Origin of the sequence: Alkalimonas cellulosilytica, from assembly GCF_036325985.1 — a bacterium.
GTDB classification, from domain to species: Bacteria; Pseudomonadota; Gammaproteobacteria; order Enterobacterales; family Alteromonadaceae; genus Alkalimonas; species Alkalimonas cellulosilytica.
The window spans coordinates 45,152-71,937 of the sequence record NZ_JAUHLI010000010.1 but is presented as its reverse complement, the minus strand read 5'-3'; the positions used below and the strand labels follow the sequence as shown (position 1 = coordinate 71,937).

Genomic DNA, 26,786 nt, shown 5'->3' with positions numbered 1-26,786 from the left:
CCATTCACTTGAAAAGCAATTTGCATCAGCAACACCCAACAAGAAGGAGCAGCATGATGAGCAGCCTGTTATTAACCACCGTCCTGGCATTTACTGTGAGCAGCGGCACTATGCAGCATCAGCAGTGCAACTTTCAGTTGCAGCATGATTTAACCCTATCGCCGCAGCAGCTGACACTGTCTTCGGCCGGTACCGAGTTATGGCGCATCGACCAGCACGGCAACTTCTGGTTGCAGCAAGAAGCGCAGCAAACCACCCCGGCCCAGCGTGCGCATCTGATGCAGTACCGCGAGGGAGTCTATCAGCAAGGCCAAAGCACGGTGCGTATTGTGGTCGAAGCGATGGACCTGGCCTACAGCGCCGTCGATCAGGTGCTGACCGAATTAACCGGCCGGCCGCTGGCGCAGCACAAAGCGATGCAGAGCGCGATGCAAAACGTTGATGAGGCCAGAAGCCGGATTATTTCTGAGCAGGGCGATACCCTGGTGATCCGCGGCAGTCAGTTCGATGCGCTGAATGAAGCTTTTGGCCCCGAGTTTGAAGCGGCGATTGAAGAAGTGGTGAAAAGCTCGATGGGCAGTATTTTCTGGCAACTGGGCAAAGCCTTTTTTAGCGGCGAAGGCAACTTCGAGCAGCGGATGGAAGCCTTTGGTGAGCGGATGGAAAAGTTTGGCGAAGAGCTCGAAGCCAGCATGAATTTAAAAGCCGAAGCATTGGAGCAACGTGGTGATGCCTTATGCGAGCAAATTCAGCAACTGACTCTGCTGGAACAAAGTCTGATCAGCGAACTGCCGCAGCTGGCACCTTATGCGCTGTTTCAACAGGATGCCCAGGCGAATCGCCACTAAACCAATCTTAGCCAAAACACAGTTTCCAACCACAGCCTTGGCGCCTTACTCCTTTTGGATAAGGCGTCTTTTTTATGCATCAATGCGGTTGCTCAACCCGCTGTCCGCGCTCCAGCGCCACCGGACTGGTTTTTTGTTCGCCATCGACCAAGGTGTCTTGAAACCATATTGGCAAGCCCATAGAGTTAAAAAGACTGATCCCATCCTGCAAATGGAAGTGCAGGTGTGGTTCCGTGGAGTGACCTGTATGACCACAGCGACCAATCTGTTGCCCTTGTTGCACTTTTTCCCCAAGTTTGCACGTTATGGAGCCTTTGATTAAATGCGCATAAACACCAAACTCGCCATCTGCGTGCTGAATGACCAGATAATTGCCGGCAAAGTGTCGACACAGAAAGTCGCAGACAGCAAAGCCAACCAAAGGTGCTGGGCTTATACCGTCTTGAATATCCACCACAACGCCATCTGCAGCAGCCAGTATGGGTGCATCATAACAAAAGTAGTCTTCTAGCCGGGTCCCTTGATTGCGGTGGCGACGAAATGAGACGTCAGCCACCACAAAGTCATAGGCATAGCGCTGAGCCAATACATCCCAGGAGTGGGAGGTGCCTGGTGTCAGGCCACCATTGAAAATAAGCCATTCGCCGGCAAATGGAAGGCGGTAAACAGCTTTATTTTGGTAGCTATCCAGCTCGCCGTAATGTCCACGCATGCGCCGATGCACTTTGGCCTGGCCAGCCAATTGCTTCAACTGCTGTGTGAGTTGCCATGGGTTTAGGATCGACAGCAAGGAGCTGGGTAGGAAGGTAAACAGCATCGAATAGCGGCCCAAATAGCGAATTGGCCCAGAAACAGGCCAAGCGCTGGCGGGGTGAACAGGCGTTTTTTCCGTTTTATATTCGTTAGCAAGCCGGCCCAACACTGAGCTCAGGCCAGCGGCAAAAGCCAGATAAAGAACAATCACAAGCCAAAACGGCAGTGACCATTGCCAAAGCGCCTGCACGCCAAACTGCAGTAGCAAGACCATAGCAAGGCCACCCAGCATCGGCCAATACCATGCGGTAAGCTCCTGGCGCCAGCCTGTGCTTGTTGGATTCGGTGTTTCAGCCATCTGCTTTTCCTTTGTGGTGACTTTAGGCGCCTGATGCAACAGCGGGAGCGCACTGATGGTTCGTAATTTAGTCAGCCAGGCTGGCACGGACAAGCAAAAACCAGAGGTTGCACGAAAAGCATCAATTAATGGTACCCTACTAGTCAATTTATGAGCCTGAATGGTTAGCGCCATGCACAAAACCCACTTCAACCCCTTAGTGATTCAACGAGCTTTGCAGCAGATAAAAGCAGGGTTGCGCCAGCAAAAAATCAGTTATGCTGGGCTGGCAAGCCGGCTAAATGTTTCACTGAATACGGTAAAACGGCTGCTGAATGGTCAGGATATCTCGCTGCAACGCCTGCTGCAGTTGGTCGATATCTGCCAGCTGGACTGGACGTCTGTGCTGCAGACTGCGGTGGAAGAGCACGCTGAGCATCACTTTTTTTCCGAAGAGCAAGATCAGGCGTTTGCCGCAGAGTCCGCATTGCTGGATTTTTTTGTGGGCCTGTTTTATCAACAACGCCCGCTCAATGTCTTGGCTGACGCCATGGGATTGGATGACATTGCTTGTTATCAGCGGCTTCGCAAATTGGAAATGCTTGGGCTGTTGGAGCTGGAGCCGGGTAATCGCTACCGCTTCAAGGTGAAGCCTCCTCTTGGTTTTGCGCCAGGCAGCCGGGTGTTGCAGCAGCAATTAAGCCGCTACTTTCAGCGTGCGGAAGCGGCGGTACTCAATCAGGCTGTATCCGAGGAGACGCTGGTGATGGTCAAACCCTTGCGTTTGCCACCTCAGGCATTCCGCCAACTGAGCTCAGAGCTGAAGCGGGTGATCGATAAGTATGCCGAAGCTTCTGAACTGATGTACGGCCCTGCAGATGAGCTACCCGAGTACCAGCTGACCTTGGTAGCACAACCACTGATGCCGTCGGATCACGTGCTGTCAGCATGCAACCCGACCAGTCTTGACTAAGGGGGTATTGTCAGGAGGCTGTGGTTCAGGGAAAAAACAGTTATGATGCTGTTGGTCTACCCATAAGGTGTTTGTATGAGAGTTTTTTGGAAGTCGTTGCTGGTCACTGTCGGTATCGGCGTGCTTTTGGCCGGAGCCGGCTATTGGTGGGGGTATCCGGCCTGGCAGGCTTGGTTAACCGAGCGGGAAGCCACCCGGATTGAGGCAAAAAAGTCAGTGCCAGTTGCAGCGCAGGCGGTGCCCGAGCGGCTGAATCATCAGCGTATGCTGGCCGATCTAAGCTGGATGGCGCATCCGGAGCGCGAAGGGCGCGAGTCAGGCCAGCCCGGGGCATTAGCCACCCGGCACTGGTTGGTGGAGCACTACCAACAGATTGGCTTGCAGCCGGCTGGGGTAGAGGGTTATTTGCACGAATACGAAGTGCAGGAGCATATCCAGTTCAGTGGGCTCTTTCGGCAGCGTCAGCGACAAATCCAAGCCATCAGCAATGCTGCCAATGTGCTGGGCAGCCTGCCGGGCAAACAACCAGACTTGCCAGCCATTGCCATTACAGCGCATTACGATCATCTGGGAGTGCGTGACGGCCAAATCTTTCACGGTGCTGACGACAATGCCTCCGGTGTTGCTGCCATGCTGGAGCTGGCGCGCTACTTTGCGCAGCATCCGACGGAGCATCCGCTGCTCTTTATCGCCCTTGATAGCGAAGAAAAAGGCCTGCAGGGGGCGGTCGCATTGTTCCGCGATCAGGCGGTGCAGCCTTCGCAGCTGGCCTTTAACGTCAATCTGGATATGCTGAGCCGGGATAGCGAGCGCCAGCTGTTTGCGGTGGGCACCTACCAGCACCCCTGGCTGCATCCCATTCTGGATCAGGTACAACAGCAGAGCTCAGTGCGGCTGATGCGGGCACACGACAGGCCCTGGTGGCGGGCCGGACGCACCGAGAACTGGGTCAACAGCTCGGATCATGGAGTTTTCCACCGCCATGGTGTGCCTTTTATCTATTTTGGCGTGGCCGACCATCCGGATTACCACACGCCACGGGATACCAGTGATCGGGTCGATGCCGCCTTTTATCAGGCGGTTACTGAAACCGTGCTGGATTTTATTGTAAAACTTGATCAGCAGCTGGCCGCCAGGCAGAGGTGACAAGCCGCTAGCTTTGAGTATACTGAGCAGATTGAAACAATTGAGCATGCAGTAATGAGTGAGTCAGTAACCCCAGCCAAACCCGCCCGCAAAAAAGGCGGCTTTTTTAGCAACCTGGTGTTTAACATCATTATTCCGGTGGTGATTTTAAGCAAGTTCAGCGGCGATGCGCACCTGGGGCCGATGTGGGCTTTGGTGGTGGCACTGGCGTTTCCGGTGGTCTATGGCTGCTGGGACTTTGTTCAAAGCGACAAAGTGAACTTCTTCTCGGTGCTTGGGGTGATCAGTGTGCTGCTGACCGGTGGCATTGGCTTGTTGCAGCTGGATCCGGCCTACATCGCCATCAAAGAAGCGGCGGTACCGGCGGTGCTGGGCATTGCGGTGATCCTGACCCACAACACCCGCTATTCGTTGGTGCGCAAGCTGCTACTGAATGACGATCTGATCCGCACCGACAAGCTGGCTGCTGCCCTGGCCGCCAAACAGGCAACCCAGCAGTTTGAGCAGAAAGTCCAAATCAGCACTTACCTGCTGGCCAGCTCCTTTGCGCTGTCGGCCGTGCTTAACTATGTGCTGGCCAAGTGGATCGTGGTTAGTCCGGCTGGCACCGAAGCCTTTAATGCCGAAATTGGCCGTATGACCGCGCTCAGCTTTCCGGTCATTGCCATTCCCTGCACCATTATTATGATGGGCGCTGTGCTTTATCTGTTTAGCCAAATCGGCAAACTGACCGGCGAAGAGCTGGATCAGTTTTTGGTGGGTGCGCCTGAAAGCTAATTTTCAGGACGCAGTCACTTCTTTTAGCCGCCAGGAAAACAGCACCCCCAGGCCACTCATGGCGGCGAACAACACCAGCACCGCAAACAGCGACCAGCTGGCGACCACCGCACTGATCAAACCGGTTAGCAGCAACAAGGCCCCAATCACGGTATTGCTGACCGAGACGTAATCGGTGCGTTTGTTGCCGCCGGCCATATCCAGCAAATAGGTTTTACGACCGACCCGCACTCCGGCATGCGCTATGCTCAACAGCATAAACAGCAGCGGGTAAAACCAGATGCTGGCCACCAGCGCGCCATCCAGCTGACTGGCGATGGCGGCAATAAAACAGAACAGCGAGGCAAGGGCTGCTGCCAGCAAAAGCACCCGACGACTGGACCAGTCGGCCAGCCAGCCCCAGATGCTGGAACTCAGCAAACTGGCCAGGCTGCTGGCCAGCAAAAAAGCCCCCAATAAAGCGCCCGAGCTGCTGTGCTGCTGCGCCAGCACAATCAAAAAGGGCGTGGCCAGCGCCGAGCTGAGCAGCAGTGCCCGGGTAATGACAAAGTGGCGAAACAGCACATCGTCGCGCAGCAACGCTAAGTTGGCAAAGGCTTGCTGCATGGCATTGCCGCCACCGCTGGTCTCACCAGGTTCTTCCTCAATCTGGCTGAACAAAGTGGCTGCACCAAACCACAGCATGGCTGCCCCGAGCAGCAACAGCACATAGATCAGCACGCCAGCTTCTTTCACACTGCTCAGCAGCCAGATGGAGACACCGGTGGTCAGCAAGCCCGATACGGTGCTGGCCAGGCCGGTTAACCGACCACGCCGCTGTTTGGGGATGGTTTTGCCCTGCACATCTTTCATCGCCACCGAGTTCAGGCCCCGGCCCAGGCTAAAAACCACCAGCAAGCCGAGTATCGCCAGGCCAGCACTTAGCCCCTGCAGCCAGAGCACCGCCAGCACCATGCCAAACAGGCTGAGTGCCTGGATGATGGCGCCCAACACCAGAAAGGGTTTGCGCAGCGCATGCTGGCGCACCCAGGCGCCAATCAGCAGCTGCGGCAGCAAAGAGCCGGACTCGCGAATAGGCACCAGCCAGGCAATCAAGGCTGCCGGCGCGCCTACTGCTGTCATCAGCCAGGTCAGCACGGTTTTCGGGCTGGTCAGTAAATCGCCCAGACTGGTCAGGGTTTGGCTGATTAAGATTAAGAAAAAATTGCGCGGCACTTCGGTACAAGCTTGCTCCGAGATATCCTTGCAGGCACGGGCATCTTCTTCGTTGGCTATCAGGCTGTACAGCTTGTCTACTTTTTCCTGGGATGGGGTCACGCTACCTCCGGATGGTGATTCTGACGAAAAAAGTCGCCTTTAGACTTCAATAGCCTTAGTCTAGCAGGCTAGTGTATTGAATTTTAGTCATTTTTATTCTGGCACTGATATTGCTGAACTTAACATGTTTCTTCTCTAAGCTAAGGAGCTTGTATGCATCTGCCCGCCTGGTCCCAACTCTGGTTGCTTAGCCAGATCGAATGGCAACGGCTCTTTTTAACCCGCAGAGGCTGGTTAACCATTGCCGCATCTTGCCTGCTGTGGTTTGTGTTGCTGCGTTATCTGGTGATGCCGCTGAGTCAATGGATGCTGGATCCTGCAATTCTGGAAGGGGCTGAAATGGTTGCGGGCTGGGTCGATGTGCGGCAGTTATTGCTTTGGCCTCGACCAGAGCTGAGTCTGTTTTGGCTACTGGCTTTGGTATTAAGCCCGATGGCGGCAGTGCTGTTTAGTGCCGGACAGATTTGCCGCGACCGCAGCCGGGGTACCTTGCGCTTGTACTGCCTGCGTATCAGCAGGAGCAGTCTGCTGCTGGGGCGCTTCCTTGGCCAGTTGCTGATGCAGGGGACTTTGTTGGCACTTACTCTGGCAGCCAGCCTGGCGCTGGCTTTTTGGCAGGGGGCGGCTTTGAGCACAGAGCTGTTTAGTGCGGCCTTGTTTTGCTGGGTTTTCGTGATGCTGTGCTTACTGCCTTTTACTGCCTTAATGAGCCTGATGTCGGTGTGGCTGAACTCCAGTCGGGCTGCCGTTAGTCTGGCCATCGTCGTGCTGAGTGTCTTGCCAGTGCTGTTAGGAGTGCTTGCCTATTACTGGCCCGGTGTGCTGCCGCTGTTTGGCTGGTTGCCTGGCGCTCAGATCCCGGCACTGATGAACAGCTTGCCCTGGCAATCCTGGGCACCCTTGGCCCTGCCGGTTGGGCAAGCACTTTTGTTGTTGGCACTTTCACTGTATAGCTTTCAACGGAGAGGCATATGACAGTATTGGTTGATTGTCAGGGGCTGACTAAGCACTTTGGTCACAAGGCAGTATTGCAGCAGTTGGATCTGCAGATCCACGCCGGAGCTCCGATTGCGCTGGTGGGCGCCAATGGAGCCGGAAAAACCACCTTGCTGAGTGTGCTTTGTGGCTACATTCAGCCCGATCAGGGCCGGGTGCAGGTGCTGGGGCATCAGGCGGGTAGTCCAGCCCTGAGTGGACGCTTAGGCGCTTTGCCACAGGATGCGCAGTTTGATCCGGACTTTGGACTGGCCAGGCAGTTGCATTGGTTGGCGCGCTTGCAAGGGATGTCAGCGGCAAAATCCCGGCAGGAAACTGAGCGGGTGTTGGCGCTGGTGGATTTAACGGCAGAAGCGGGCTCCAAGGTAGTCCAGCTAAGCCACGGCATGCGCAAGCGGCTGGCGATTGCCCAGGCTTTGCTGGGCGAGCCTGAGCTGGTGCTGCTGGATGAACCGACCGCTGGTCTGGATCCGCTGCATGCCAAAGCCTTGCGCGATTGCATTCAGCAGTTAAGTGCCCACTGCACCTTTGTAATCAGTTCGCACAACCTGTTTGAACTGGAGCAGCTGTGTGGCACTGTGCTGATGCTGGAACAAGGCCAGATCCGGCAGCAAGTAGCCCAAGTCAGTGAGGCAGGAGTGCTTCGCTTGCAGTTGTGTCAGGAAAATTATCAACCTCTGCTGCCTTTGCTGCAGCAACTGCCTGGCCTGGTGTCTTTCCTCATAGTGAGTAAGCTTCAGCTGGAGTTGCGGTACGATGCTGCTCGGGTAGCTGATTTTGATGTTCAGTTGCTGCAATTGCTGCACCAACAGGACATTGATTATCGGCAGTTAAGCCGGGGGCCTTCGCTGGAGCAACAGTTGTTTCAATCAGGTAGCTAGGCCAACAAGCTGAAAAGTGTCTGTTTTTTTGCCATAGATCAGCTTGTTCTAACTGCAGCTAGGGTTTAGAACATGAGCGTATAAAAAATAAACGTTGATAAAACAACTGCTAATGTTTTTGTTTAAAATTTCGGCACATTTTTTGCTTTTCATTAAGCTGTCAATGTTCAAAAGCTCAAAAAACGTATTCGTTGTTTGGCAACCGTCGTAATTTAGGGAAAAATTTTATGAAAACATCGTTGTTTGCAGGGGCTGTTGTCCTGGTAACTGGTTTGGTGTTCTCGGCTCATGCTGCTTTAATTGGTACCATAACGCATGATTATGGGTTTGATAAGCATGCCCCTTCGCATATGAATTATGGTGGGTACTGCGGTAGTTTACACACAGACTATTTTCAAGTTGTTCGTCCCAGTCTTTCAACCTGTGCCACTGGTAGCTCATTTCACGATGCTTTCGATTTTAGCCATCTTGCGTTTGAAGAGATTACATCCTTCGAGCTGACCTTGAATCATCAGTTTAGCAATGGCGTTTGGGTTGTAAGGCCGGGGGCTAGCCGATTTGCCGCCAGTGATGACATTAACCTCTTTAATGCCTTTTTATCGGATAGACGCTTATCGAGCAGTCAGCAAATAGTGACCTATACCTTCACGAGCTCGCTGGATGTATTCGATGATATTGTCAGCTCAGGCAGCTTCTATCTCTGGTTCTCACGTTTCAGCGGTACCAATAATTTTAATCTGTACAGTGCAACTCTAAGTGTCTATGGCACACCGGCAAGCGATACCACACCGGTACCAGCCCCAGCCACTTTGGCATTGCTTGGTCTGGGCTTGCTGGGCTTGCGCCTGCGTCGCCGCTAAACCAAGCGTCACTCCAGCTTCTGCAAAAAGGCCTGCTACAACAGGCCTTTTTGCTATTTAATTGACTTGTTTACCACCCTTCACTACCACTGGAATGGCTTCCAGTAGACGGATATTTTGCAAGGGGTTGCCTTCAACGGCGACCAGATCGGCATAGGCACCGGGTTCTAGCAGGCCTACATTCAATTGCCCTTGCTCGTTACGCCAATTCAGCAGCGTAGCGGCATGCAGGGTCGCGCTTTGAATGGCTTGCAGTGGTGTCATGCCCCACTCCACCATGTAGCCAAACTGACGGGCGTTCTGGCCATGGGTATAAACACCAGCATCGGTACCATAGGCCATGTTGACACCGGCAGCGACCGCACGGCGAAAGTTTTCCCGTTGAAGCTGACCAACCTGCCGCTCTTTGGCCAATGACTCCGGTAAGATCCCAGCAGCTTCGCCTTCGCTTAAAATATAATCGCTGACATAGATGTCCATCACCAGATAAGTACCGCGCTCTGCGGCCATGGCCAGTATCTCATCATTTAAAAAACTGGCATGCTCAATCGAATCGACCCCGGCTTCAATAGCGCGCTTCATGCCATGCAAACCATGGGCATGAGCGGCCACTCTGGCACCACGGTCATGCGCTTCGGCCACCAGCGCCTGCATCTCCGCCAGACTGAACTGGCTGGCATTGACGTCGGTGTTGCGCGACAACACGCCGCCGGTTGCGGTGAATTTGATTAAGTTAGCGCCGTATTTCATGTTCTCCCGTACCCGGGTGCGTACTTCATCCGGACTATTGGCAACCCCAAAACCAGTGGCGGCATAGGTATGCGGCAGTAAGTTGTTGTCGCAGTGGCCACCGGTAATGCAAATGGAATGGCCGGCTACCCGCATCCTTGGTCCCTGGATTTCGCCTTCATCAATGGCATTGCGCAAATCCACATCGGCAAAGCCTGCTGCTCCGACATTACGTACGGTGGTAAAGCCTGCCTGCAGGGTCACTTCGGCTGCAGTCACCCCAAAAATGGCCTGACGCGCCGGCGTGCTATTGAGCCGGCGAAAACCATGCTGCTGTGGGTTGGAGGTAAGATGGACATGCATATCAATCAGGCCCGGCAGTACGGTATAACCGGATAAATCCAGCGTAGGAATGGCACGCTGCTCAGTAGATAATTGACGTACCGGCAGGATTTCCACGATGCGTTGGTCTTGTACCAGAATGGCCTGATTGCGCTTTAGTTCACCGTTTTGTACATCCAGCAATTGGCCGGCCAGGATCAGCTGATCGGCAGCATGAACTACCGAGCTGCCAAGTGCTAGCAGCAAGGTGCTCACAAGTTGAGAGGTTTTCATTGGGTTACTCCTGATCGGAGCTGGGTGGCGCCGCCTTTGGGGCCGTTGGCTGCTGAGCAGCGATGATGGTTTGCATCTGCAGCTCCAGCGCTTCTACTTTTTCGCGGGTGCGGGCCAGCACCTGGCGTTGTACGTCAAACTCTTCCCGGCTAATCACATCCAGATCAGCCAGCTTTTGTTGTAGCACCACTTTGATTTTACTTTCAATATCATCAGCTGCTTGTCGAACTTTGGCCGGGATCACAGCGCCAATTTGTTTGGCCAACTCTTCCACTTTTTTTGGATCGATCATAGGTGCCCCTGTGTAGGTCTTTGCTTACATGCTAAGTTGGTTTGAGTATAACAAAGCTTGCGCTGCTCTTTTAGTTGATTTTCCGGTAAACTGACCGGCCGATTTACCGCAGCCTGCATGGAGCTTTGCCAGTCCCCGATGAAACTAAACCCTCAGCAAAATGAAGCGGTGCATTATATCTCTGGCCCTTGTTTGGTATTGGCTGGCGCAGGCAGTGGCAAGACCAGGGTGATCATCAATAAAATTGCGTATCTGATAGAGCAGTGTCAGCTGCCTGCCCGACATATTGCTGCGGTCACTTTTACCAATAAAGCCGCCAGGGAAATGAAAGAGCGCATTAGCTTACAGCTGCCTAAACCTGCCTGCCGCGGGCTGACTATTTCCACCTTTCATACGCTGGGTTTGACTATTCTGAAAAAAGAGTTTCGGGCTCTGGGTTACAAGGCGAGTTTCAGCTTGTTTGATGATCAGGACTCGATGGCTTTGCTTAAAGAGCTCACCGAAGCCGATTACCTGGGCGATAAAGACTTACTAAAACAGCTGCAAAGTAAAATCTCCAACTGGAAGAATGACCTGATGCTGCCTGAGTTGGCGCTGCAGCGGGCAACCCAGCCGGAAGAGTTGCTACAGGCACAGTATTATCAGCGCTACAACCAGTTACTGAAAGCTTACAATGCCTTTGATTTTGATGATTTAATTTTGCTGCCTACCTTGTTGATGCAACACCAGGCGGAGGTGCGTGAACGCTGGCAGCAGAAAATCCGCTACTTGCTGGTGGATGAATACCAGGATACCAACACCAGCCAGTACCAGCTGGTGAAGCTGTTGGTGGGTGAACGTCAGCGTTTCACTGTGGTGGGTGACGATGATCAGTCCATCTACTCCTGGCGCGGCGCCAGACCGCAGAATCTGGCTTTGCTGCAACAGGACTTCCCCAATCTGAAGTTGATTAAACTGGAACAGAATTACCGCTCTTCGGAGCGGATTTTAAAAGCGGCCAATATTCTGATTGCCAATAATCCGCATGTGTTTGATAAGCAGCTGTTTAGTGAGATTGGTTATGGTATGCCGCTAAAAGTATTGCCGTGCAAACACGAGGAAGACGAAGCGGAAAAAGTGGTAGCGGAAATTATTTCGCATCGCTTTACCAACCGCACCCAGTACAAGGATTATGCTCTGCTGTATCGCAGCAATCATCAGGCACGGATTTTTGAAAAAGCCCTGATGAACAACCGGATCCCTTATCGCATCTCGGGTGGTACTTCCTTTTTCTCACGGGCCGAAATCAAAGATGTGATGGCCTACCTGAGGCTATTGGTGAATCAGGATGATGACAATGCGCTGCTGCGTATTATTAATGTCCCCCGCCGTGAAATAGGTGCCGCCACCCTGGAAAAGCTGGGTACTCTGGCGCATGAGCAGCAGATCAGCTTGTTCGAGAGTTGCTTTGTACCCGAGTTGTCACAGCGGTTGCCGGCTAGAGGCTATCAGGCGGTGCAACACTTTGCCAACTGGATTTTGGCGTTAACCGAGCAGGTAAAACGTGCTGAACCCACGGAGGCCATTCGGGATTTGATCCGGCAAAGCCAGTACGAGGCCTGGCTGTTTGAACATAGCAACAGCCCAAAAGCAGCCGAAATGGCGATGAAAAACGTCAACGAGCTGTTTCGCTGGATTGTCGAAATGCTGGAAGGCAAGGACGATGAAGAGCCGATGACCTTGCCAGAGGTGGTCAGCCGGTTAACGCTGCGGGATATGATGGAGCGCCAGGAGCAAGACGAACAGTCCGATCAGGTGCAGCTGTTGACCTTGCATGCCTCCAAAGGCTTGGAGTTTCCATACGTGTTTATGGTCGGTATGGAAGAGGGTATTTTGCCGCATCAGGGCAGCATTGATGAAGACAATATTGAAGAAGAAAGAAGGCTGGCCTATGTCGGCATTACCCGGGCACAACGTGAATTGTTTTTTACCTACGCCAAAGAAAGACGCCAGTATGGGGAAGTGATCCGGCCGGAACCAAGCCGGTTTCTGTATGAGCTGCCACAAGATGATCTGGACTGGCAACACAGTACCGTTGCTAAAACCGCAGAGCAACGCCAACAAACGGGCAAAGCCAATATTGACAGGTTACGGCAACTGTTGAAAAAGCCGGAGTAACCGTTTGCTTGCCGCTAGCGTTGTTTCTGGCAGGGACTAACTGGCTTTAGCCGTTTTTTTTTGCGTGACGGCACGGCTTGGCTCAGGTTGCGGCTTTGGGTCGGGTGCGACCAACATGTCGGCATTAAAAATCACAAAACGGTTACTGCCAAGCGACTTGGCCTGATACATGGCCGCATCGGCATCCCGAAGCATTTCATCCGGGCTCTGGTAATCGTTATGGTATAGCGCAATACCAATACTGGCGCCGGACAGCACCTGGTGCTGCTCAATAAATACCGGTTGTCGCACGGCTTCGATGATGCGGTCAGCAACATCTTCTACATCCAGCTGTTGCTGAATATCGGTTAACATGACGACGAATTCATCGCCACCCAGTCGAGCAACCAAATCATGCTCACGAATGGCTTGTTGCAATCGTTTACTGGTTTCCATCAGATAGTGATCACCGACGGCATGGCCAAGGTTATCATTAATAGCTTTAAAGCGATCCAAATCTATAAACAGCAGGGCCAGCTTGCCATCGGTTTGACGCTTGCGCTGGCGGAACTGTTGCTGCAGCAATTGCAGGAAGCGGGGGCGGTTGGATAAGCCGGTTAACGCATCATGATTGGCTTCATGGAACAGTTTTTCTTCAATTTTTTTGCGCTCTTCCACTTGCAACCGCAGGAACAAATTGGTTTGGCGTAGTTCACGGGTACGCTCAAATACTTTACGTTCCAACTCTTCCTGTTGTTTGCGCTGTTGCTCTGTGGCCAGTTTTCGTTGGATGGCAACTGCAATATGGCGCGACACAAAACGAAGAATTTTCAGTTCCTGCTCACTGTAATCGTACTGGTAGTCATAAGCCTGTAAGGCAATGACGCCGATCACTTCGTCCTCCAGCAGCAGCGGCGCTCCGAGCCAGCTGGTAGAGTGGCGGGTGCTACGTAATGAGCTGACCATGCCACGGGTAATTTCACCTTGTTGATGGAGCTTGGCAGCAGCTGCCCCATCGATGAGCGCGGCTTCACCACGGCGGATGATGTATTCAGTAAACCCTTTGCCCAGTGGCCGCTTTGGAGCTGCCGGTGTGTACTGGTCACGGTAAAATGGGAAGCTCAGTGTGCTATCGCTGCGATCCAGTAAGGCAATGTAGCAATTTTCTGCATACATCAGCTCGGACAACACCTGATGGATATCCCGATAAAAGCTTTGCATATTGCGGCTACAAGCCGACAACTCTGAAATTCGGTACAGCGAGCTTTGCAGTTTTTCTGCCGCGATCCGCTCTTTGATTTCTTTCTGCAGTTCCTGATTGGCCAGTTGCAGTTGTTGTGTGCGCTGTCGGACTGTCTGCTCCAACAGTTCCCGGCTACGTACCCTATCGATCGCCGTCACGGTATGATTGGCCAGGTGGCAAAAGACATCCAACGCCTGTTCGCTGTACTGTTTGTCTGGATCGTAACTTTGGATTGCCATCACACCGATCACTTGCTGACCACGTTTTAGCGGAATTCCCATCCAATGGGTAGGCATGCTGCCCTGGGCCTGAATATCACCGCTTTGAATCAGCTGTTCAAACAACGCCTGATTGCACAACAAGGGTTGACCTGTACGAAATACATAACCGGTCAGGCCACTGGCAAAAGCATCGGAGGGAACCTGCAGAATAACTTGTTGATCTTTTTCATCAGAAAAATATTCCAGGATGAATTGATCTGAACTTTGCTCGTGTAAGACGACATAAAAATTTTTAGCGTGCAGCAGCTCAGCCACCATCTTATGGATGGAGGGGTAGAATTCCTTCATGTCTGCAACGGTACTGGCAAGCTCAGATAAGCGCAACAATGCACCTTGAATCGTGAATGCTTGCCGGTAACGGTCCGCCATGTGCTGCAGCCGTTGCTTCTTGGTTTCTGCACGTTGCAGCGCACGCCTTGGGTTCGTTAAATCCTTCAACTCAGTCTCTTATAATAATTTTGGGCTTGGTGCATGAAACAAATTTATTATGCACAAAGTTTGCGCAGAGTGGAATCTTCGACTGAGGAAAAGCGGCGCTTATTTATACTATTTTAATATAAATAATTAAGAAAATACTGAATGCTGTTATGAATAAGGCGGGAGCTACCAGCCCACACAAGGTGTAGGCCGGGCCGGGTCAAACCATTTACAGATCTTTGATCATAAAGCGAATCGCTTCAGCAATCTCATCTTCTGAACAATTCATACAGGTACCCATGGCTGGCATATTGCCAAAACCATCGATGGAGTGACGTAGCATGACATCAAACCCCTGGTCCATCCGCGCTTGCCAGGCAGCGGCATCACCAGGCTTAGGAGCATCCAGAGCGCCGGTACCATGACAAGCAAAACAAGCGGTTTGATACACCTGCTCACCACTTCGAGGACCAGTATCGGCTGCTGCCCGTACCGGAGCCTCGCCATCCAGATAGACCTGCCCAACCGGAGCAATGCGTTTACGCAACTCTTCGTCAGCAGCAGAACTTGTGGCCAGGCCAGTGAACAGCAAAGCACATGCAGCCGTTGCTACAAGGTGGATTTTTCTCATCGTTATGGGTCCTGTTTCAATTTTGTACAAATCTTACGCCATTATAACGAGCGAGTTGACATTGGGGAAGCCCCGTCAACCTTCAGTGTTAAAGAGCCTAAGCCAGTTCAAGCAGTGCAGCAATTAACTTATCGATGCCTTCACTGGCTTCGGTGACCGACTGGGCCAGCATATAGGCAGGTGTAGAAACGACTTTGGCCTGGTGATCGATCACAATATCCTGAACCTGACACTGCACATGCAAGGCACCCATCTGCTCAATGGCTTCGGCGGTATCGGCATCAGTGCCTATGGTCAGGCTGACTGGCGCTGGATAGATTAGTGGAATCATGGCCGGAGCGATGCAGATAAAACCAACAGGTTTGCCTGCACTGACAAATGCCTGCAGACATTGTTTCAGCTCAGGTAATACCTGGGCATCGGCGCCTTTAAAAGCAAAGTCGGATAAGTTTTTGGCCGCACCAAAACCTCCTGGTAACACCACGGCATCAAAACCTGCCGGGCTTAATTCTGATAAAGGTTTGATCGCTCCCCGGGCGATTCGTGCTGCCTCGACCAGCACGTTACGTTGCTCTGCCATCTCATCACCAGTGAGATGATCGATGACATGGTGCTGGTTGATATCTGGAGCAAAACACTGGTAACTGGCATGATGCCGCTCAAGGTGGAGCAAGGTGAGTACTGACTCGTGGATTTCTGCACCGTCATAGACACCGCAGCCACTCAAAATAACTGCCACTTTTTTCATCTTAGCCTCCTCTGAACCATGATATTTGTTGGCTTATAGCAAAGCATTCTTAAACCGATTTTTTTAAGCAAAAATTATTTAAAAAAATGACTGGCCTGAAGCTCTTTCTGTGATAGTCTACACAACCGCTGACATAACGTCTGCCGTTTTTTCTGAACTGCAATCTGTACTACAAACAGCACAGCAGAAAAAATTTTCCACACGATGGAATAAAAATAATAACAAGGGCTTCAGCAGTTTCCCCTTTTGTATTAAACGAATACTTTCAGTAACTTAGCCTACATAGAAATATTCTTTGTTGGCTGATTCCCATGCCTGTAATTTTTTTTTGCACAAAGTTATCCACAGTTTTGCCTGGGTGAGTGATTGACTTGTCAGTTGCTGCTGATCCTGGCTAGGTCGTTCGGACTGCCTGTAGTATGATTCCTTTCTTAGCATGACCACCCATTTAGACAATATACAGGACGCATTATGGCTTCACACCCCGATACCCCTCTTGTTTTAGTTGATGGCTCATCGTATTTGTTTCGTGCTTACCATGCACCGCCTCATCTGACCAACTCCAGGGGTGAAGCGACCGGTGCGATCTATGGTGTGGTAAATATGCTCAAAAGTTTGCTCAAGCGCTATCAGCCAGAGCAGATGGCGGTGGTGTTTGATGCCAAGGGGCCAACGTTTCGAAATGAGCTCTATGCGGACTACAAAGCGCACCGGCCGCCGATGCCGGATGATTTACGCAGCCAGATAGAACCGCTGCATCAGATCATCCGTGCTATGGGCTTACCGTTGTTGTGCGTATCCGGTGTGGAAGCGGACGATGTGATTGGTACTTTAGCCCGCGCGGCCAGTGCTGCTGGTCGGGAAACCGTAATCTCAACAGGTGATAAGGATATGGCGCAATTGGTCGATCAGCACGTGACACTGATCAATACCATGACCGATACCCTGTTAGACCCTGCCGGAGTAGAAGCTAAGTTTGGGGTGCCACCGACCCTTATCATTGATTATCTGGCGTTGGTGGGTGATAAGTCCGATAACATACCGGGTTTGCCGGGTGTAGGTGATAAAACAGCTACTGCTATGTTGCAGGGGATCGGGGGTGTTTCTGTTTTGCTGGCTCAGCCGGAAAAATTGGCTGAGCTTAGCTTTCGAGGCGCCAAAACTATGGCCGAGAAGCTATTGGCGCACCAGGCGCAGGTGGAGTTATCGTATCAATTGGCGACCATCAAAACCGATGTTGAACTGCCTTATCAGCTTGATGATTTAGCGATTCAACCGGTGGATGCAACTGCTCTGGCCGAGTTATACAAAGCCTGTGAGTTTAATCGCTGGTTAAAAGAGCTGCTCAGCGCAGAGACTGAGTTAGCTGAAACCAAAGCAGATGCCGCTGCCTTGGAGCAAGCAGATGAACAAGAGCAAGCGGTGACAACCAGCCTGGATCCCTCGGGCTATCAAACCGTGCTCAGTGAGCAGGCCTTTGAGCAGTTGCTCAGTGAGCTGGAACGCAGTGAGCTGACAGCTCTGGATACGGAAACCACCAGTCTGGATTACATGGAAGCGAAGCTGGTTGGCTTGTCCTTTGCTACTGAGCCAGGTAAAGCCTGGTATTTGCCACTGGCTCACGATTATCTGGATGCGCCGGCTCAGCTGGATAAAAACTGGGTGCTGGCCCGGTTAAAACCCTGGCTGGAAAATGCCGGCAAGGCCAAAGTGGGACAGAATCTCAAGTACGATCAAAGTGTACTGGCACGTTATGACATTGCTTTGCAGGGCATTGCGTTTGATACCATGCTGGAGTCCTATGTACTGAATAGTGTGGGTTCCCGCCATGATATGGACAACCTGGCACTGAAGTACCTGGGTCACAATACCATTAGTTTCACGGACATTGCCGGCAAAGGCGTCAAACAACTGACCTTTAATCAGATCGAGCTGGAACAGGCCAGTCATTATGCGGCAGAAGATGCCGACGTGACGCTGCGGCTGCATCAGGCTTTATGGCCACAACTGCAACAAACTCCCAGCCTGGTGCGGGTATTGCAGGACATTGAAATGCCGCTGGTGCCTATTTTATCAGCGATGGAGCGGCATGGGGTTTTGATCGATGCCAGCTTGTTGAAACAACAGAGTCAGCAACTGGGCAGCCGTTTGGCCGAACTGGAGCAACAGGCGCATCAACTGGCGGGGCAAGCTTTTAACCTGGCATCACCCAAGCAGCTGCAGCAGATTTTGTTTGAGCAGCAAGGCCTGCCGGTGCTGAAGAAAACACCGAAAGGGACACCATCGACCGCCGAAGAGGTACTGCAGGAACTGGCACACGATTATGAACTGCCGCGTTTGCTGATGGAACACCGTATGCTGAGTAAGCTGAAATCCACCTATACCGATAAGCTTCCCAAAATGATCAAGGCTTCCGGGCGGGTGCATACGTCGTACCACCAGGCGGTCGCAGCGACCGGCCGGCTTAGCTCAACCGAGCCAAACTTACAGAATATTCCTATTCGAAGCGAAGAAGGCCGTCGCATCCGTCATGCTTTTATTGCACCTAAGGGTAAAAAGATATTAGCCATCGATTACTCGCAAATTGAACTGCGCATTATGGCGCACCTGTCTGGTGATAAAGCCCTGTTGGATGCTTTTGCCGCTGGGTTGGACATTCATAAAGCAACAGCGGCCGAGGTCTTTGCCGTACCTTTAGCGGAGGTGACCTCTGAGCAGCGTCGCCGGGCTAAGGCGGTGAATTTCGGCTTGATTTACGGCATGTCGGCTTTTGGCCTGGCACGCCAATTAGGTATCGGCCGGCAGGAAGCGCAGCACTACGTGGATCGCTACTTTGAACGCTTCCCTGGCGTACTGGCTTATATGGAGCGGACCCGAAAACAGGCGCATGAACAAGGATTTGTTGAAACCATTTTTGGCCGTCGTTTGTATCTGCCTGAAATCAATGCACGAAATATGGCCCGGAAAAAAGCGGCTGAGCGGGCTGCTATCAATGCTCCGATGCAGGGTACTGCTGCCGATATCATTAAACGCGCCATGATTGATGTCGCTGACTATCTAAAGCAGCACAACGAGTTGCAGGCTGTGATGATCATGCAAGTGCACGATGAATTGGTGTTTGAAGTTGCCAGCGAGCAGATGGATACCGCGGCCCGTGAGTTGGCGGCTGTGATGGAAAGCGCCGCCCGCTTGGATGTGCCTTTGCTGGCGGAAGCTGGCTATGGTGATAATTGGCAGCAAGCGCATTAATGGTTCGGTTTTTCGCCGATTGGGTAAGTGGTAATTTTATTACCAATTATCCCGGCGCAAGGGGCAAAAATAATTTTTTGTAGTTTTTTTACCAAATCTGCTTGATTTTTTAGCAGTACGCGCTAGTATAGAAAATGTAGGGTACAGAGGTAAGATGTTCTATCTTTCAGTGTCAGAACCTGGTTCTACACCCGAAAGTAGGCTTACATTTAGCCGCCCCGCTGCTTGCAGTGGGGCGTTTTTTTTATTTCCGTTTATTTTGTGCGCAGAAAATTTCTTTATTATTTTAGAGTAAATACTTCAAACTGGTATTTTTTTGTAGTATCATTACATGGTCTCAATGATTGAGACACCCTGTTGATTTGAACTAATAGCTTCTCCCCGTTTGCTATACCGGCCTCCAGCGTGAGGCCGTTTTTTTTGCCTCAATTCTGAGTGTGTGCCGGATAAAACCAATGGGTCAGCGCTTGTTCCAGCTCGGGCAAACCTTGTTTGCTTAATGAACTAAAAACCTGTACCTGCACATCTCCCATAAAAGCCAGTGCAGCTTCTGTAACTTCCAGCAAAGCTTTCTTACGTGGTCCCGGGCTCAATTTGTCTGCTTTGGTGAGCAGCAAACGCACCGGCAGCTCACTGGCCACGGCCCAATGAATCAGATCCTGATCCAAATCTTTCAGCGGGTGACGAATATCCATCAATACCACCAACCCTTTCAGGCTAGTGCGCTTTTGCAGATATTCACTCAGTGAGCGTTGCCATTTTTCTTTCACTGCCAGCGGCACTTTGGCAAAACCATAGCCGGGTAAGTCAATCAGTCGCTGATGCTCATTGAGCTGGAAGACATTAATGAGTTGAGTGCGGCCCGGCGTTTTACTGGTTCGGGCCAGGCTTTTTTGCCGGGTCAGGGTATTCAGTGCGCTGGATTTTCCTGCATTGGAGCGGCCGGCAAAAGCGACTTCAATACCTTCATCCAATGGTAAGGCACGAATATCCGGTGCGCTGGTCAGGAAGGTGGCTTGTTGGTAATTGATGGTTGGGGTGCTCACAGCAAACTCCAGTCAGTTTCAATCAGGCCTGTGCTAAGCGTTCACCCCATCGTTGTGGGGCAGCACAAAAGGTTGCTCAGGCTGTTTTTTATGGTTCGAATACTTCATTGTAACGGATCGGATGGATCGGAAGAAGCAAATGCTGTATAGATGGGATTTTATATTAGACAGAATCGTGTAAAATAAGCAGCTGAAACAATTTAGCAATCACGATGGTGCCACCCAGCTGGCGACTAAAATGCGGACAGAGACGGAAACAACATGAAAAGACTTGTACTGCCACTTACGCTGTTATTCAGCATGATAGGTGCGGCCCATGCATTTGACGGTGATGCTGCGGCCGGTAAGGAAAAAGCAACCACTTGTGTTGCCTGTCATGGCACCGATGGCAACAGCCCTATGGATATCTATCCTAAAATAGCCGGCCAACATGCTGAATATCTTTACAAGCAGTTGCAGGATTATAAGCTGGCTATGCAAACCGGTGGTGAGCGGGGGCGCAGCAATGCCATTATGTTTGGTATGGTAGCAGGCTTGTCCGATCAGGATATGCGTGATTTATCTGCTTACTTTGCTTCTCAGAGCATGTCGGCTGGCACTACACCAGAACATGCGCTGGAGCGGGGTCAGCAACTTTACCGGGGTGGTGATGCTGAGCGTGGCATTCCAGCCTGCATTGCCTGTCATGGCCCGCGTGGCGCGGGTACCAGCTTATCTGGCTTTCCACGCATTTCTTTCCAGCACGCACCCTACCTGATCGAAACCTTGAAAGAGTTCCGCAGTGGTGCCCGTGCCAATGATATGAATGGCATGATGCGGGATATCGCCCGCAAGATGACCGACGAAGACATTGAAATGGTATCGCTGTATCTTGGTGGTTTGCACTAAGCCACACTGCTATTGCCCGCGAAAACCAGCCAACCGGCTGGTTTTTTTATTTTTCTGGCGCAATGATTGTGAGATATATCTCACAAGAGGTGTGAGATATTCACGGGTAGCCTTATGGTTTTCAGATGCTCAGGCTGCATGATTATTCAACTAAGTAGCTGATAAAGCGATAATTAATGAATGACCTGCTAAATTTTATGGATTTTTTTCCATCAGGGGGTTGTTATCTGCTGAAATTGGCGTAAATTAACACTTCGTTACATTAAGTAACGCGTCGAGAAAATGGAACTGATGGCATGGAAAGCTCAGTAAGTGCGACGACGAATACAACATCGCTGCGATGTTCGTGCGCTATCCAAGGAAGATTTAGAAAGTATCAGGATGATCACCAACAAAAATAAAGCTGCATAGGGATATTACACAACAATACCAGGGACCATTCGGACGCGCTGTCCAATCAGGTCATTATGACTGCAGCAGATGAAAGAAGTGTCCACTTTAGACACCTGGCAGAGGCGATAAGGCAACTTATCGCCTTTTCTTTATGCCTAATTTTATGCAGCCCTCCTTGCAAGCAGTCAGGATGTGTTAAAATACAGCTCATCAATCAGCGGTTTTAATGGCGTTTGCCAAAACGTCTACCAGGTAGCAAAACATGACACGTCAAAAGAAGACTCGCAATAGTGGTGATAATGGCCCACGTTTTTTGCCCGCCACCGAAGTTCGTAAACAGCGAGAACGTAAAGAAGAGAGCAAAAAGTCCGGTGCCGGCGGCAAACCTGGCCAGCGTAATTCACAGTTACTGCGAAAAACAACCGGGCTTTCAGGCAATCAGGGCCATAAAGATCCCCGGGTGGGCAGTAAAAAACCGGTACCCTTGCTGCCGGAAGCTGCTGATGCTGAGCTGCAGTTGTTAAAGCCGATCCAGCCGAAAGCCTCTGTGGCTAAAGCCGTTGTGGTTGCCAGTTTAACACCCGAGCAAGAGCTGGCGCAGCTGGAGCAAGACCCGTATTTGCAACAGCTGCTGGAACGGGTCGAGCGTGAAGAGGTTCTCACTGGCAAAGATGCCAAGTACTTCAATCGTATGACTGAGCGTTACGAGCAATTGCTGCAGCAGCTGGGGCTGACAGAGGATGACGAACCACTTGACCCTCTGACTGAATTTGAGCGTACCGATTGGCGGGCACAGTTGTTATCTGATGATGAGGACAATGAATGAGTGGGTTGTGGTGGATGCTGTTGCTCGCCGGAGCCGCCATTATTGCGGGGCTGGCTTTTTATGCCGGACGCTTGTTGTTGCTGGTGAGGGTGCAACAGCAGCAGCAAGAACTTGCCAGACAAAAGAAGAACCAATACCTGATTGATAGCATCGTGCTGATTAGCCGGGCCATGCAATCGGAGCAATGTGAATTATCGGAAGGTGCTTTACGGGTTTGGGTGTTGCTGGATCATCTGGAGCTGGCCAACAAAGCGGATCCGGTGACCGAATATCCCGGAATTTGCCAGATGTACGAGGTGGTAAAAGATATGCCAACTCATAAAGCCCGTAAACAACACGATAAGGCACATATAAGGCAGTTGGATAAAATCCGTGAGAAAGCCGAAGTGGATTTAAAAGATTTTATCCTGGCTGATGTCGAGAAACTGCTTAGTCAGTACCGGGAGCTGGTCAGCTCTTAAAGCAAGGCAGCCGTAAAACGGCTGCCCGGCTTAGTGAGTAGGATGTGGCGCTTGCTTTAGTCGTGCCTGTAGATTATGCCCTCTTTCATCACAAAGCTGACTTGTCCCATCAAGGCGATGTTTTCCAGTGGATTTCCGGGTACAGCAACCAAGTCGGCTTTTTTGCCGGCAGTCACCGTACCAAGCTGATCGCTGACACCCAGCAGTTGAGCACCATGGTAAGTGGCAGAGCGGATGGCTTCAATGGCAGGCATGCCAGCTTCGGTCATGTAGACAAATTCTTTCCAGTTATCGCCATGTGGGCCAACACCGGCATCGGTGCCAAAGGCGATTTTTACTCCAGCCTGCCAGGCTCTGGCAAAGGTATCCTGAATGAGTGGGCCTATCTCTTGTGCTTTAGGACGAACTAACTCAGGGAAGAAACCTGGCATCACCGCCATTTCAGCAACAAATTTACCGGCACTGATGGTTGGTACATAATAAGTTCCATGCTGTTTCATCAGGGCCATGGTGGCATCGTCCATGTAGGTGCCGTGCTCAATCGAGTCCACTCCGGCTCGTATCGCCCGCTCCATGCCTTCTTTGCCATGAGCATGTGCAGCCACTTTAAAACCATAATCACGTGCTGTGGCGACCACCGACTGAATTTCTTCCTCGGTAAATTGGGCATTCATGCCGCTGGCGGCCACGCTTAATACACCGCCTGTAGCAGTAATTTTGATCAAGTCTGAGCCTTCTTTATAGCGTTGGCGCACGGCTTTGCGCGCTTCTTCGGCACTATTGATTACACCCTCAACCGGGCCTGGATCACCCATGCGACGAAAGGTAATGCCATTGGTTGGATCGGCATGGCCACCGGTGGTGGCCAGCGATTTACCCGCTGCAAAAATACGGGGCCCCTGCACATAACCGTTGGCAATGGCGTTTTTCAGGGCCACGCTGACATGGTGACTGTCTCCAAGCTCCCGCACGGTGGTAAAACCTGATAACAGCGTTTTGTTAGCAAAGGTCGCACCACGCAGGGCATAATCGGCCTCATTCATCCGAAAACCCTCGGCATAGGATGAGGCGCTGATCTGGGTAGAAAAATGGGTATGCATATCCATCAAGCCAGGCATCACCGTATGGTTGCGTAGATCTATCAAGGTATCGGTTGCTGCTGGCTGGCTAAACCCTGCTTCGATACGTTGAATGATGCCATCTTCAATGACAATGGTGTGGTTACTGAGGATCCGGTTATCTTCTGCTGTAATCAAGTTACCGGCATGAATAAAGGTTGCAGCCTGAACTGTGCTGCAGGCCAGGTATACACTGGCCGCTAATAGCGTTGGGCGAAGCATGATGACTCCAGAAAACTGATGTAGACAGCTCTTAATCTGGCAGTAATTTTACGCACAGCAAGATGGATGCGACCAACAGCGGTATTTCATTGTTTAAGTTCGGTTTTTTGTTACAGTATCACGTAGATATCGCGGTATTCTCAGGCAAGCTTTTAAAGTTTACCGAGTAAAAATCGATAATTGACACTATGCAGCCACAACTGGTTGGCATCCTGCTGCGGCGATTGCAGAGCCTGCTCAATCCATTGGTAATAAACATTGCGGCTAAGCCTGGCATCCAGGCCTCGCCATACTCCAATATAAGGGAGTAGTTGTTCCTGATAGGTTTGCAATCGTACCGGGTGCTGCTGGCTGATTACCAGCTGATCGCCGAGGTTGGTTACGGCGACTAAAGCATTGCCTGAGGAGGTTGGTTGCCAATGCCAATCGTGGATCAGAAAAGGCACATCATCGACCTGGATCCGCACTTTTTCTAACGGCGTTTTCAGGAAGTACTGCTGCTTTTCTTTGACCAGGACGGAGGCGAATAATTTCACCAAAGGCAAGCGACCGATAGGACTACCCTGATACAACCATTGGCCATCCTGAGCAATTCGCAGCGGCATATCTCCACAAAAGGGCGGATCCCAGCTTTCCAGTGGAGCTGATTGCTGTTCCAGTTGTTGTTGTAAAGCTTGCAAACTAAGCATCAAAGAAACCGCCTTGCACTGTCAAAGGCAAGCTTAGCGTAAATTGAGTGGGAAATAAAAAAGGAAATGGGGTGACTGATGGGGCTCGAACCCACGACAACCGGAATCACAATCCGGGGCTCTACCAACTGAGCTACAGTCACCACTTTGTGTGGGCGGTATTTTAGCGAAAATAACGCCCGGTACCAAATTTTTTTTCCTGTGCAGGAAAAATATCCTTGGATCAGGTACATTGCGACTTAAGCTTGGAAAGCTTGTGCTATTATTCTGCGGTAGTTCATTAAAAATATACTGGAGACATTTATGGATGAAGTAACAAATTTTGTCACAGAAAATCAGGAGGTGGTCTATCACCATCTGATCAGTATTGTGATTGCTCTGGTGATCTTTGTCATTGGTCGTTGGATTGCCAAAGGCATTACAGGTGTGCTGGAGCGTGCATTGGTTGCCCGGGCTATTGATAAGGCTGTAGTCAGCTTTCTGGGAAGCATCGTTTACACCTTGATTATGATTGCCGTCTTGCTGATGGCTTTGTCGCATATCGGTGTGCAAACCACCTCCTTTATCGCCATTTTGGGTGCAGCAGGTCTGGCGGTAGGTTTAGCGTTGCAGGGCTCTCTGGCCAACTTTGCCTCTGGTGTATTGATCATCATCTTCCGTCCTTTCAAAGCCGGGCATTTTATCGATGCCGGTGGCGTGATGGGTACGGTAGATAAGATAGAAATCTTCCAGACCATCTTAAAAACCCCTGATAATAAAAAAGTCATGATCCCTAATGCGCAAATTACCGGGGGGGCCATTACCAATTTCTCGGCCGAGCCAACCCGCCGGGTCGATTTGGTGATTGGCATCAGTTACGATTCGGATTTACGCAAAGCCAAGCAAATCCTGGCAGATATTCTGGCCGCTGATGAGCGGATTTTGCCAGAGCCTGCTCCGGTGATTGCCATCGGTGAGCTGGCAGACTCCTCAGTGAATATTCTGGTTCGGCCCTGGGTGAATGCGGCTGATTACTGGGGGGTTTACTGGGGGACGCTGGAAAAAGTCAAACTGACGTTTGATGAGCAGGGTATTGGTATTCCCTTTCCGCAAATGGATGTACACCTTCATTCCAACAAGCAGGAGAATTAATGAAGTATTCGATGACTGCAGCTGCCATGCTAGTGGCGGTTGCAGGTTTTAACAGTCAAGCAGACGAGCTGGGTTGGACGTCGTCCGCCGAGCTGGGCGCCATTACCACAACTGGTAATACCGAAGGTACCTCTATCACTGGCCGCCTGAATTCGCTACAGCGGCTGGAGCGTTTTGATAATGAATACCTGTTGAGTGCTTTTTTCAAAGAAGACAAGAGACGGCTGGAAGATGGCAGCTCTGAGCGTGAGCGAACAGCAGAACGTTTCAGCGCTTCGGTAAAGAGTGCTTTTAAGCTGGAAACTGAGCACGACACCTTGTTCGTGCTGGCCCGACATACTGACGATAAATTCGGTGCTTATCGCAAGTACTCTACACTTGCTGTCGGTTATGGTACCCGCTTGCTCGATCTCCCTGATCACAGCTTGAATGTGGAAATCGGTCCGGGTTATTTCCGTGGCAAAACAGCTGTGGGCGAAACGGAGAATGGCTTATTGGCGCGCGCCGGTGCTATTTATCGCTGGCAAATCAGTGAAAATGCCAAGTTTCGCCAGGATCTGACGGTTGAATACGGTGATGACAACACCCGGACCATTGCAGAAACGTCACTGACTGCACGAATCAATGGCCGCATGCAGATGAAAGCTGCTTTTACCGTGCAAAATGATACCGATGTGCCGGTAGATAAAAAGCGTACTGACACCCAAACCTCACTGACGTTAGTTTACTCCTTCTAAATCATTGCCAGCCCGCATGGGCTGGCTAACTTCCCGCCTTATCTAC

General features: G+C 51.3%; 24 protein-coding genes and 1 tRNA gene. 14 read left to right on the top strand and 11 right to left on the bottom strand.

From position 1 onward, the window contains the following. Positions 1-56 precede the first annotated feature (56 nt). Positions 57-848, top strand: coding sequence for a DUF2884 family protein (locus QWY20_RS11255; protein WP_330129113.1), 792 nt, complete (start codon positions 57-59; stop codon positions 846-848). A gap of 79 nt (positions 849-927) precedes the next feature. Here the strand turns inward: QWY20_RS11255 and QWY20_RS11250 are convergent, their stop codons facing one another. Further along, on the bottom strand, positions 928-1,959 hold the full coding sequence (locus QWY20_RS11250; protein WP_330129112.1) for a M23 family metallopeptidase: 1,032 nt from the start codon (positions 1,957-1,959) through the stop codon (positions 928-930). 172 nt (positions 1,960-2,131) lie between these two features. Between QWY20_RS11250 and QWY20_RS11245 the strand changes: the two genes are divergently transcribed. The 3 genes from QWY20_RS11245 (at position 2,132) to QWY20_RS11235 (ending at position 4,834) form a co-directional block, all read left to right on the top strand. After that, complete coding sequence (locus QWY20_RS11245; protein ID WP_330129111.1) at positions 2,132-2,911, top strand: helix-turn-helix domain-containing protein; 780 nt, start codon at positions 2,132-2,134, stop codon at positions 2,909-2,911. Between the two features lie 75 nt (positions 2,912-2,986). Then, positions 2,987-4,057: a M28 family peptidase gene (locus QWY20_RS11240; protein ID WP_330129110.1), complete on the top strand. Its 1,071-nt coding sequence runs from the start codon at positions 2,987-2,989 to the stop codon at positions 4,055-4,057. Between the two features lie 54 nt (positions 4,058-4,111). After that, positions 4,112-4,834 carry a VC0807 family protein gene (locus QWY20_RS11235; RefSeq protein ID WP_305946106.1) on the top strand — a complete coding sequence of 241 codons (723 nt, stop codon included), beginning with the start codon at positions 4,112-4,114 and terminating at the stop codon, positions 4,832-4,834. A 3-nt stretch (positions 4,835-4,837) separates the two neighbouring features. On the opposite strand, the gene QWY20_RS11230 is transcribed toward QWY20_RS11235, so the two are convergent. Further along, positions 4,838-6,151 (bottom strand): MFS transporter, encoded by a 1,314-nt coding sequence (locus tag QWY20_RS11230; RefSeq protein ID WP_330129109.1) that lies wholly within the window; start codon positions 6,149-6,151, stop codon positions 4,838-4,840. A 153-nt stretch (positions 6,152-6,304) separates the two neighbouring features. On the opposite strand from QWY20_RS11230, the gene QWY20_RS11225 reads away from it, so the two are divergent. The 3 genes from QWY20_RS11225 to QWY20_RS11215 all read left to right on the top strand — a co-directional run bounded on the left by QWY20_RS11225 (position 6,305) and on the right by QWY20_RS11215 (position 8,888). Continuing rightward, positions 6,305-7,126, top strand: coding sequence for an ABC transporter permease subunit (locus tag QWY20_RS11225; RefSeq protein ID WP_330129108.1), 822 nt, complete (start codon positions 6,305-6,307; stop codon positions 7,124-7,126). Beyond that, positions 7,123-8,028 (top strand): ABC transporter ATP-binding protein, encoded by a 906-nt coding sequence (locus QWY20_RS11220; RefSeq protein ID WP_330129107.1) that lies wholly within the window; start codon positions 7,123-7,125, stop codon positions 8,026-8,028. The genes QWY20_RS11225 and QWY20_RS11220 overlap by 4 nt, the downstream gene beginning before the upstream one ends. A 227-nt stretch (positions 8,029-8,255) precedes the next feature. Further along, positions 8,256-8,888: a PEP-CTERM sorting domain-containing protein gene (locus tag QWY20_RS11215; RefSeq protein ID WP_330129106.1), complete on the top strand. Its 633-nt coding sequence runs from the start codon at positions 8,256-8,258 to the stop codon at positions 8,886-8,888. A 57-nt stretch (positions 8,889-8,945) separates the two neighbouring features. Here QWY20_RS11215 and QWY20_RS11210 read toward each other — a convergent pair whose 3' ends face one another. Then, positions 8,946-10,232 carry a Xaa-Pro dipeptidase gene (locus QWY20_RS11210; RefSeq protein WP_330129105.1) on the bottom strand — a complete coding sequence of 429 codons (1,287 nt, stop codon included), beginning with the start codon at positions 10,230-10,232 and terminating at the stop codon, positions 8,946-8,948. A 4-nt stretch (positions 10,233-10,236) separates the two neighbouring features. Continuing rightward, a complete protein-coding gene (ubiK, locus tag QWY20_RS11205) occupies positions 10,237-10,524 on the bottom strand; it encodes a ubiquinone biosynthesis accessory factor UbiK (RefSeq protein WP_330129104.1) in 288 nt (95 codons plus the stop codon). Positions 10,525-10,662: 138 nt separating this feature from the next. Here ubiK and rep point away from each other — a divergent pair, with 138 nt between their 5' ends. Continuing rightward, complete coding sequence (gene rep, locus QWY20_RS11200; RefSeq protein WP_330129103.1) at positions 10,663-12,681, top strand: DNA helicase Rep; 2,019 nt, start codon at positions 10,663-10,665, stop codon at positions 12,679-12,681. A 36-nt stretch (positions 12,682-12,717) separates the two neighbouring features. Here the strand turns inward: rep and QWY20_RS11195 are convergent, their stop codons facing one another. The 3 genes from QWY20_RS11195 to elbB form a co-directional block, all read right to left on the bottom strand. After that, positions 12,718-14,622 (bottom strand): sensor domain-containing diguanylate cyclase, encoded by a 1,905-nt coding sequence (locus QWY20_RS11195; RefSeq protein WP_330129102.1) that lies wholly within the window; start codon positions 14,620-14,622, stop codon positions 12,718-12,720. 208 nt (positions 14,623-14,830) lie between these two features. After that, entirely contained in the window at positions 14,831-15,232 is a 402-nt protein-coding gene (locus tag QWY20_RS11190) for a c-type cytochrome (RefSeq protein WP_330129101.1), read from the bottom strand. A 97-nt stretch (positions 15,233-15,329) separates the two neighbouring features. After that, positions 15,330-15,980 (bottom strand): isoprenoid biosynthesis glyoxalase ElbB, encoded by a 651-nt coding sequence (elbB, locus tag QWY20_RS11185; protein ID WP_330129100.1) that lies wholly within the window; start codon positions 15,978-15,980, stop codon positions 15,330-15,332. Between the two features lie 471 nt (positions 15,981-16,451). On the opposite strand from elbB, the gene polA reads away from it, so the two are divergent. Then, complete coding sequence (gene polA / locus QWY20_RS11180; RefSeq protein ID WP_330129099.1) at positions 16,452-19,229, top strand: DNA polymerase I; 2,778 nt, start codon at positions 16,452-16,454, stop codon at positions 19,227-19,229. Positions 19,230-19,654: 425 nt separating this feature from the next. Here polA and yihA read toward each other — a convergent pair whose 3' ends face one another. Next, entirely contained in the window at positions 19,655-20,275 is a 621-nt protein-coding gene (yihA, locus tag QWY20_RS11175; RefSeq protein WP_330129098.1) for a ribosome biogenesis GTP-binding protein YihA/YsxC, read from the bottom strand. Between the two features lie 261 nt (positions 20,276-20,536). On the opposite strand from yihA, the gene QWY20_RS11170 reads away from it, so the two are divergent. The 3 genes from QWY20_RS11170 (at position 20,537) to QWY20_RS11160 (ending at position 22,843) form a co-directional block, all read left to right on the top strand. After that, positions 20,537-21,163, top strand: a complete 627-nt coding sequence (locus QWY20_RS11170) for a c-type cytochrome (protein ID WP_091342994.1) — start codon at positions 20,537-20,539, stop codon at positions 21,161-21,163. 655 nt (positions 21,164-21,818) lie between these two features. Continuing rightward, positions 21,819-22,382 (top strand): Der GTPase-activating protein YihI, encoded by a 564-nt coding sequence (gene yihI / locus QWY20_RS11165; RefSeq protein WP_330129097.1) that lies wholly within the window; start codon positions 21,819-21,821, stop codon positions 22,380-22,382. Next, complete coding sequence (locus tag QWY20_RS11160) at positions 22,379-22,843, top strand: DUF2489 domain-containing protein (RefSeq protein ID WP_330129096.1); 465 nt, start codon at positions 22,379-22,381, stop codon at positions 22,841-22,843. The genes yihI and QWY20_RS11160 overlap by 4 nt, the downstream gene beginning before the upstream one ends. Before the next feature lie 56 nt (positions 22,844-22,899). Here the strand turns inward: QWY20_RS11160 and QWY20_RS11155 are convergent, their stop codons facing one another. The 3 genes from QWY20_RS11155 to QWY20_RS11145 all read right to left on the bottom strand — a co-directional run bounded on the left by QWY20_RS11155 (position 22,900) and on the right by QWY20_RS11145 (position 25,015). Beyond that, positions 22,900-24,183 (bottom strand): metal-dependent hydrolase family protein, encoded by a 1,284-nt coding sequence (locus QWY20_RS11155; protein WP_330129095.1) that lies wholly within the window; start codon positions 24,181-24,183, stop codon positions 22,900-22,902. 152 nt (positions 24,184-24,335) lie between these two features. Continuing rightward, positions 24,336-24,872: a DUF1285 domain-containing protein gene (locus tag QWY20_RS11150; RefSeq protein WP_330129094.1), complete on the bottom strand. Its 537-nt coding sequence runs from the start codon at positions 24,870-24,872 to the stop codon at positions 24,336-24,338. Between the two features lie 67 nt (positions 24,873-24,939). Next, positions 24,940-25,015 (bottom strand) — tRNA-His (locus QWY20_RS11145). A 160-nt stretch (positions 25,016-25,175) separates the two neighbouring features. Between QWY20_RS11145 and QWY20_RS11140 the strand changes: the two genes are divergently transcribed. Together QWY20_RS11140 and QWY20_RS11135 are read left to right on the top strand one after the other, a co-directional pair. Next, the gene (locus QWY20_RS11140) at positions 25,176-26,003 is read left to right on the top strand and encodes a mechanosensitive ion channel domain-containing protein (RefSeq protein ID WP_330129093.1); all 828 of its coding nucleotides are present in this window, start codon (positions 25,176-25,178) and stop codon (positions 26,001-26,003) included. Continuing rightward, a complete protein-coding gene (locus QWY20_RS11135) occupies positions 26,003-26,740 on the top strand; it encodes a DUF481 domain-containing protein (protein WP_330129092.1) in 738 nt (245 codons plus the stop codon). Before QWY20_RS11140 ends, QWY20_RS11135 begins: the two co-directional genes overlap by 1 nt. Positions 26,741-26,786: the final 46 nt, after the last annotated feature.

What these genes read in the sequence shown, in the direction of transcription:
- QWY20_RS11255 (WP_330129113.1), top strand. Translation starts at nt 57, where the DNA reads ATGAGCAGCCTGTTATTAACCACCGTCCTGGCATTTACTGTGAGCAGC.
- QWY20_RS11250 (WP_330129112.1), bottom strand. Translation starts at nt 1,959, where the DNA reads ATGGCTGAAACACCGAATCCAACAAGCACAGGCTGGCGCCAGGAGCTT.
- QWY20_RS11245 (WP_330129111.1), top strand. Translation starts at nt 2,132, where the DNA reads ATGCACAAAACCCACTTCAACCCCTTAGTGATTCAACGAGCTTTGCAG.
- QWY20_RS11240 (WP_330129110.1), top strand. Translation starts at nt 2,987, where the DNA reads ATGAGAGTTTTTTGGAAGTCGTTGCTGGTCACTGTCGGTATCGGCGTG.
- QWY20_RS11235 (WP_305946106.1), top strand. Translation starts at nt 4,112, where the DNA reads ATGAGTGAGTCAGTAACCCCAGCCAAACCCGCCCGCAAAAAAGGCGGC.
- QWY20_RS11225 (WP_330129108.1), top strand. Translation starts at nt 6,305, where the DNA reads ATGCATCTGCCCGCCTGGTCCCAACTCTGGTTGCTTAGCCAGATCGAA.
- QWY20_RS11220 (WP_330129107.1), top strand. Translation starts at nt 7,123, where the DNA reads ATGACAGTATTGGTTGATTGTCAGGGGCTGACTAAGCACTTTGGTCAC.
- QWY20_RS11215 (WP_330129106.1), top strand. Translation starts at nt 8,256, where the DNA reads ATGAAAACATCGTTGTTTGCAGGGGCTGTTGTCCTGGTAACTGGTTTG.
- QWY20_RS11210 (WP_330129105.1), bottom strand. Translation starts at nt 10,232, where the DNA reads ATGAAAACCTCTCAACTTGTGAGCACCTTGCTGCTAGCACTTGGCAGC.
- ubiK (WP_330129104.1), bottom strand. Translation starts at nt 10,524, where the DNA reads ATGATCGATCCAAAAAAAGTGGAAGAGTTGGCCAAACAAATTGGCGCT.
- rep (WP_330129103.1), top strand. Translation starts at nt 10,663, where the DNA reads ATGAAACTAAACCCTCAGCAAAATGAAGCGGTGCATTATATCTCTGGC.
- QWY20_RS11190 (WP_330129101.1), bottom strand. Translation starts at nt 15,232, where the DNA reads ATGAGAAAAATCCACCTTGTAGCAACGGCTGCATGTGCTTTGCTGTTC.
- elbB (WP_330129100.1), bottom strand. Translation starts at nt 15,980, where the DNA reads ATGAAAAAAGTGGCAGTTATTTTGAGTGGCTGCGGTGTCTATGACGGT.
- polA (WP_330129099.1), top strand. Translation starts at nt 16,452, where the DNA reads ATGGCTTCACACCCCGATACCCCTCTTGTTTTAGTTGATGGCTCATCG.
- QWY20_RS11170 (WP_091342994.1), top strand. Translation starts at nt 20,537, where the DNA reads ATGAAAAGACTTGTACTGCCACTTACGCTGTTATTCAGCATGATAGGT.
- yihI (WP_330129097.1), top strand. Translation starts at nt 21,819, where the DNA reads ATGACACGTCAAAAGAAGACTCGCAATAGTGGTGATAATGGCCCACGT.
- QWY20_RS11160 (WP_330129096.1), top strand. Translation starts at nt 22,379, where the DNA reads ATGAGTGGGTTGTGGTGGATGCTGTTGCTCGCCGGAGCCGCCATTATT.
- QWY20_RS11155 (WP_330129095.1), bottom strand. Translation starts at nt 24,183, where the DNA reads ATGCTTCGCCCAACGCTATTAGCGGCCAGTGTATACCTGGCCTGCAGC.
- QWY20_RS11150 (WP_330129094.1), bottom strand. Translation starts at nt 24,872, where the DNA reads ATGCTTAGTTTGCAAGCTTTACAACAACAACTGGAACAGCAATCAGCT.
- QWY20_RS11140 (WP_330129093.1), top strand. Translation starts at nt 25,176, where the DNA reads ATGGATGAAGTAACAAATTTTGTCACAGAAAATCAGGAGGTGGTCTAT.
- QWY20_RS11135 (WP_330129092.1), top strand. Translation starts at nt 26,003, where the DNA reads ATGAAGTATTCGATGACTGCAGCTGCCATGCTAGTGGCGGTTGCAGGT.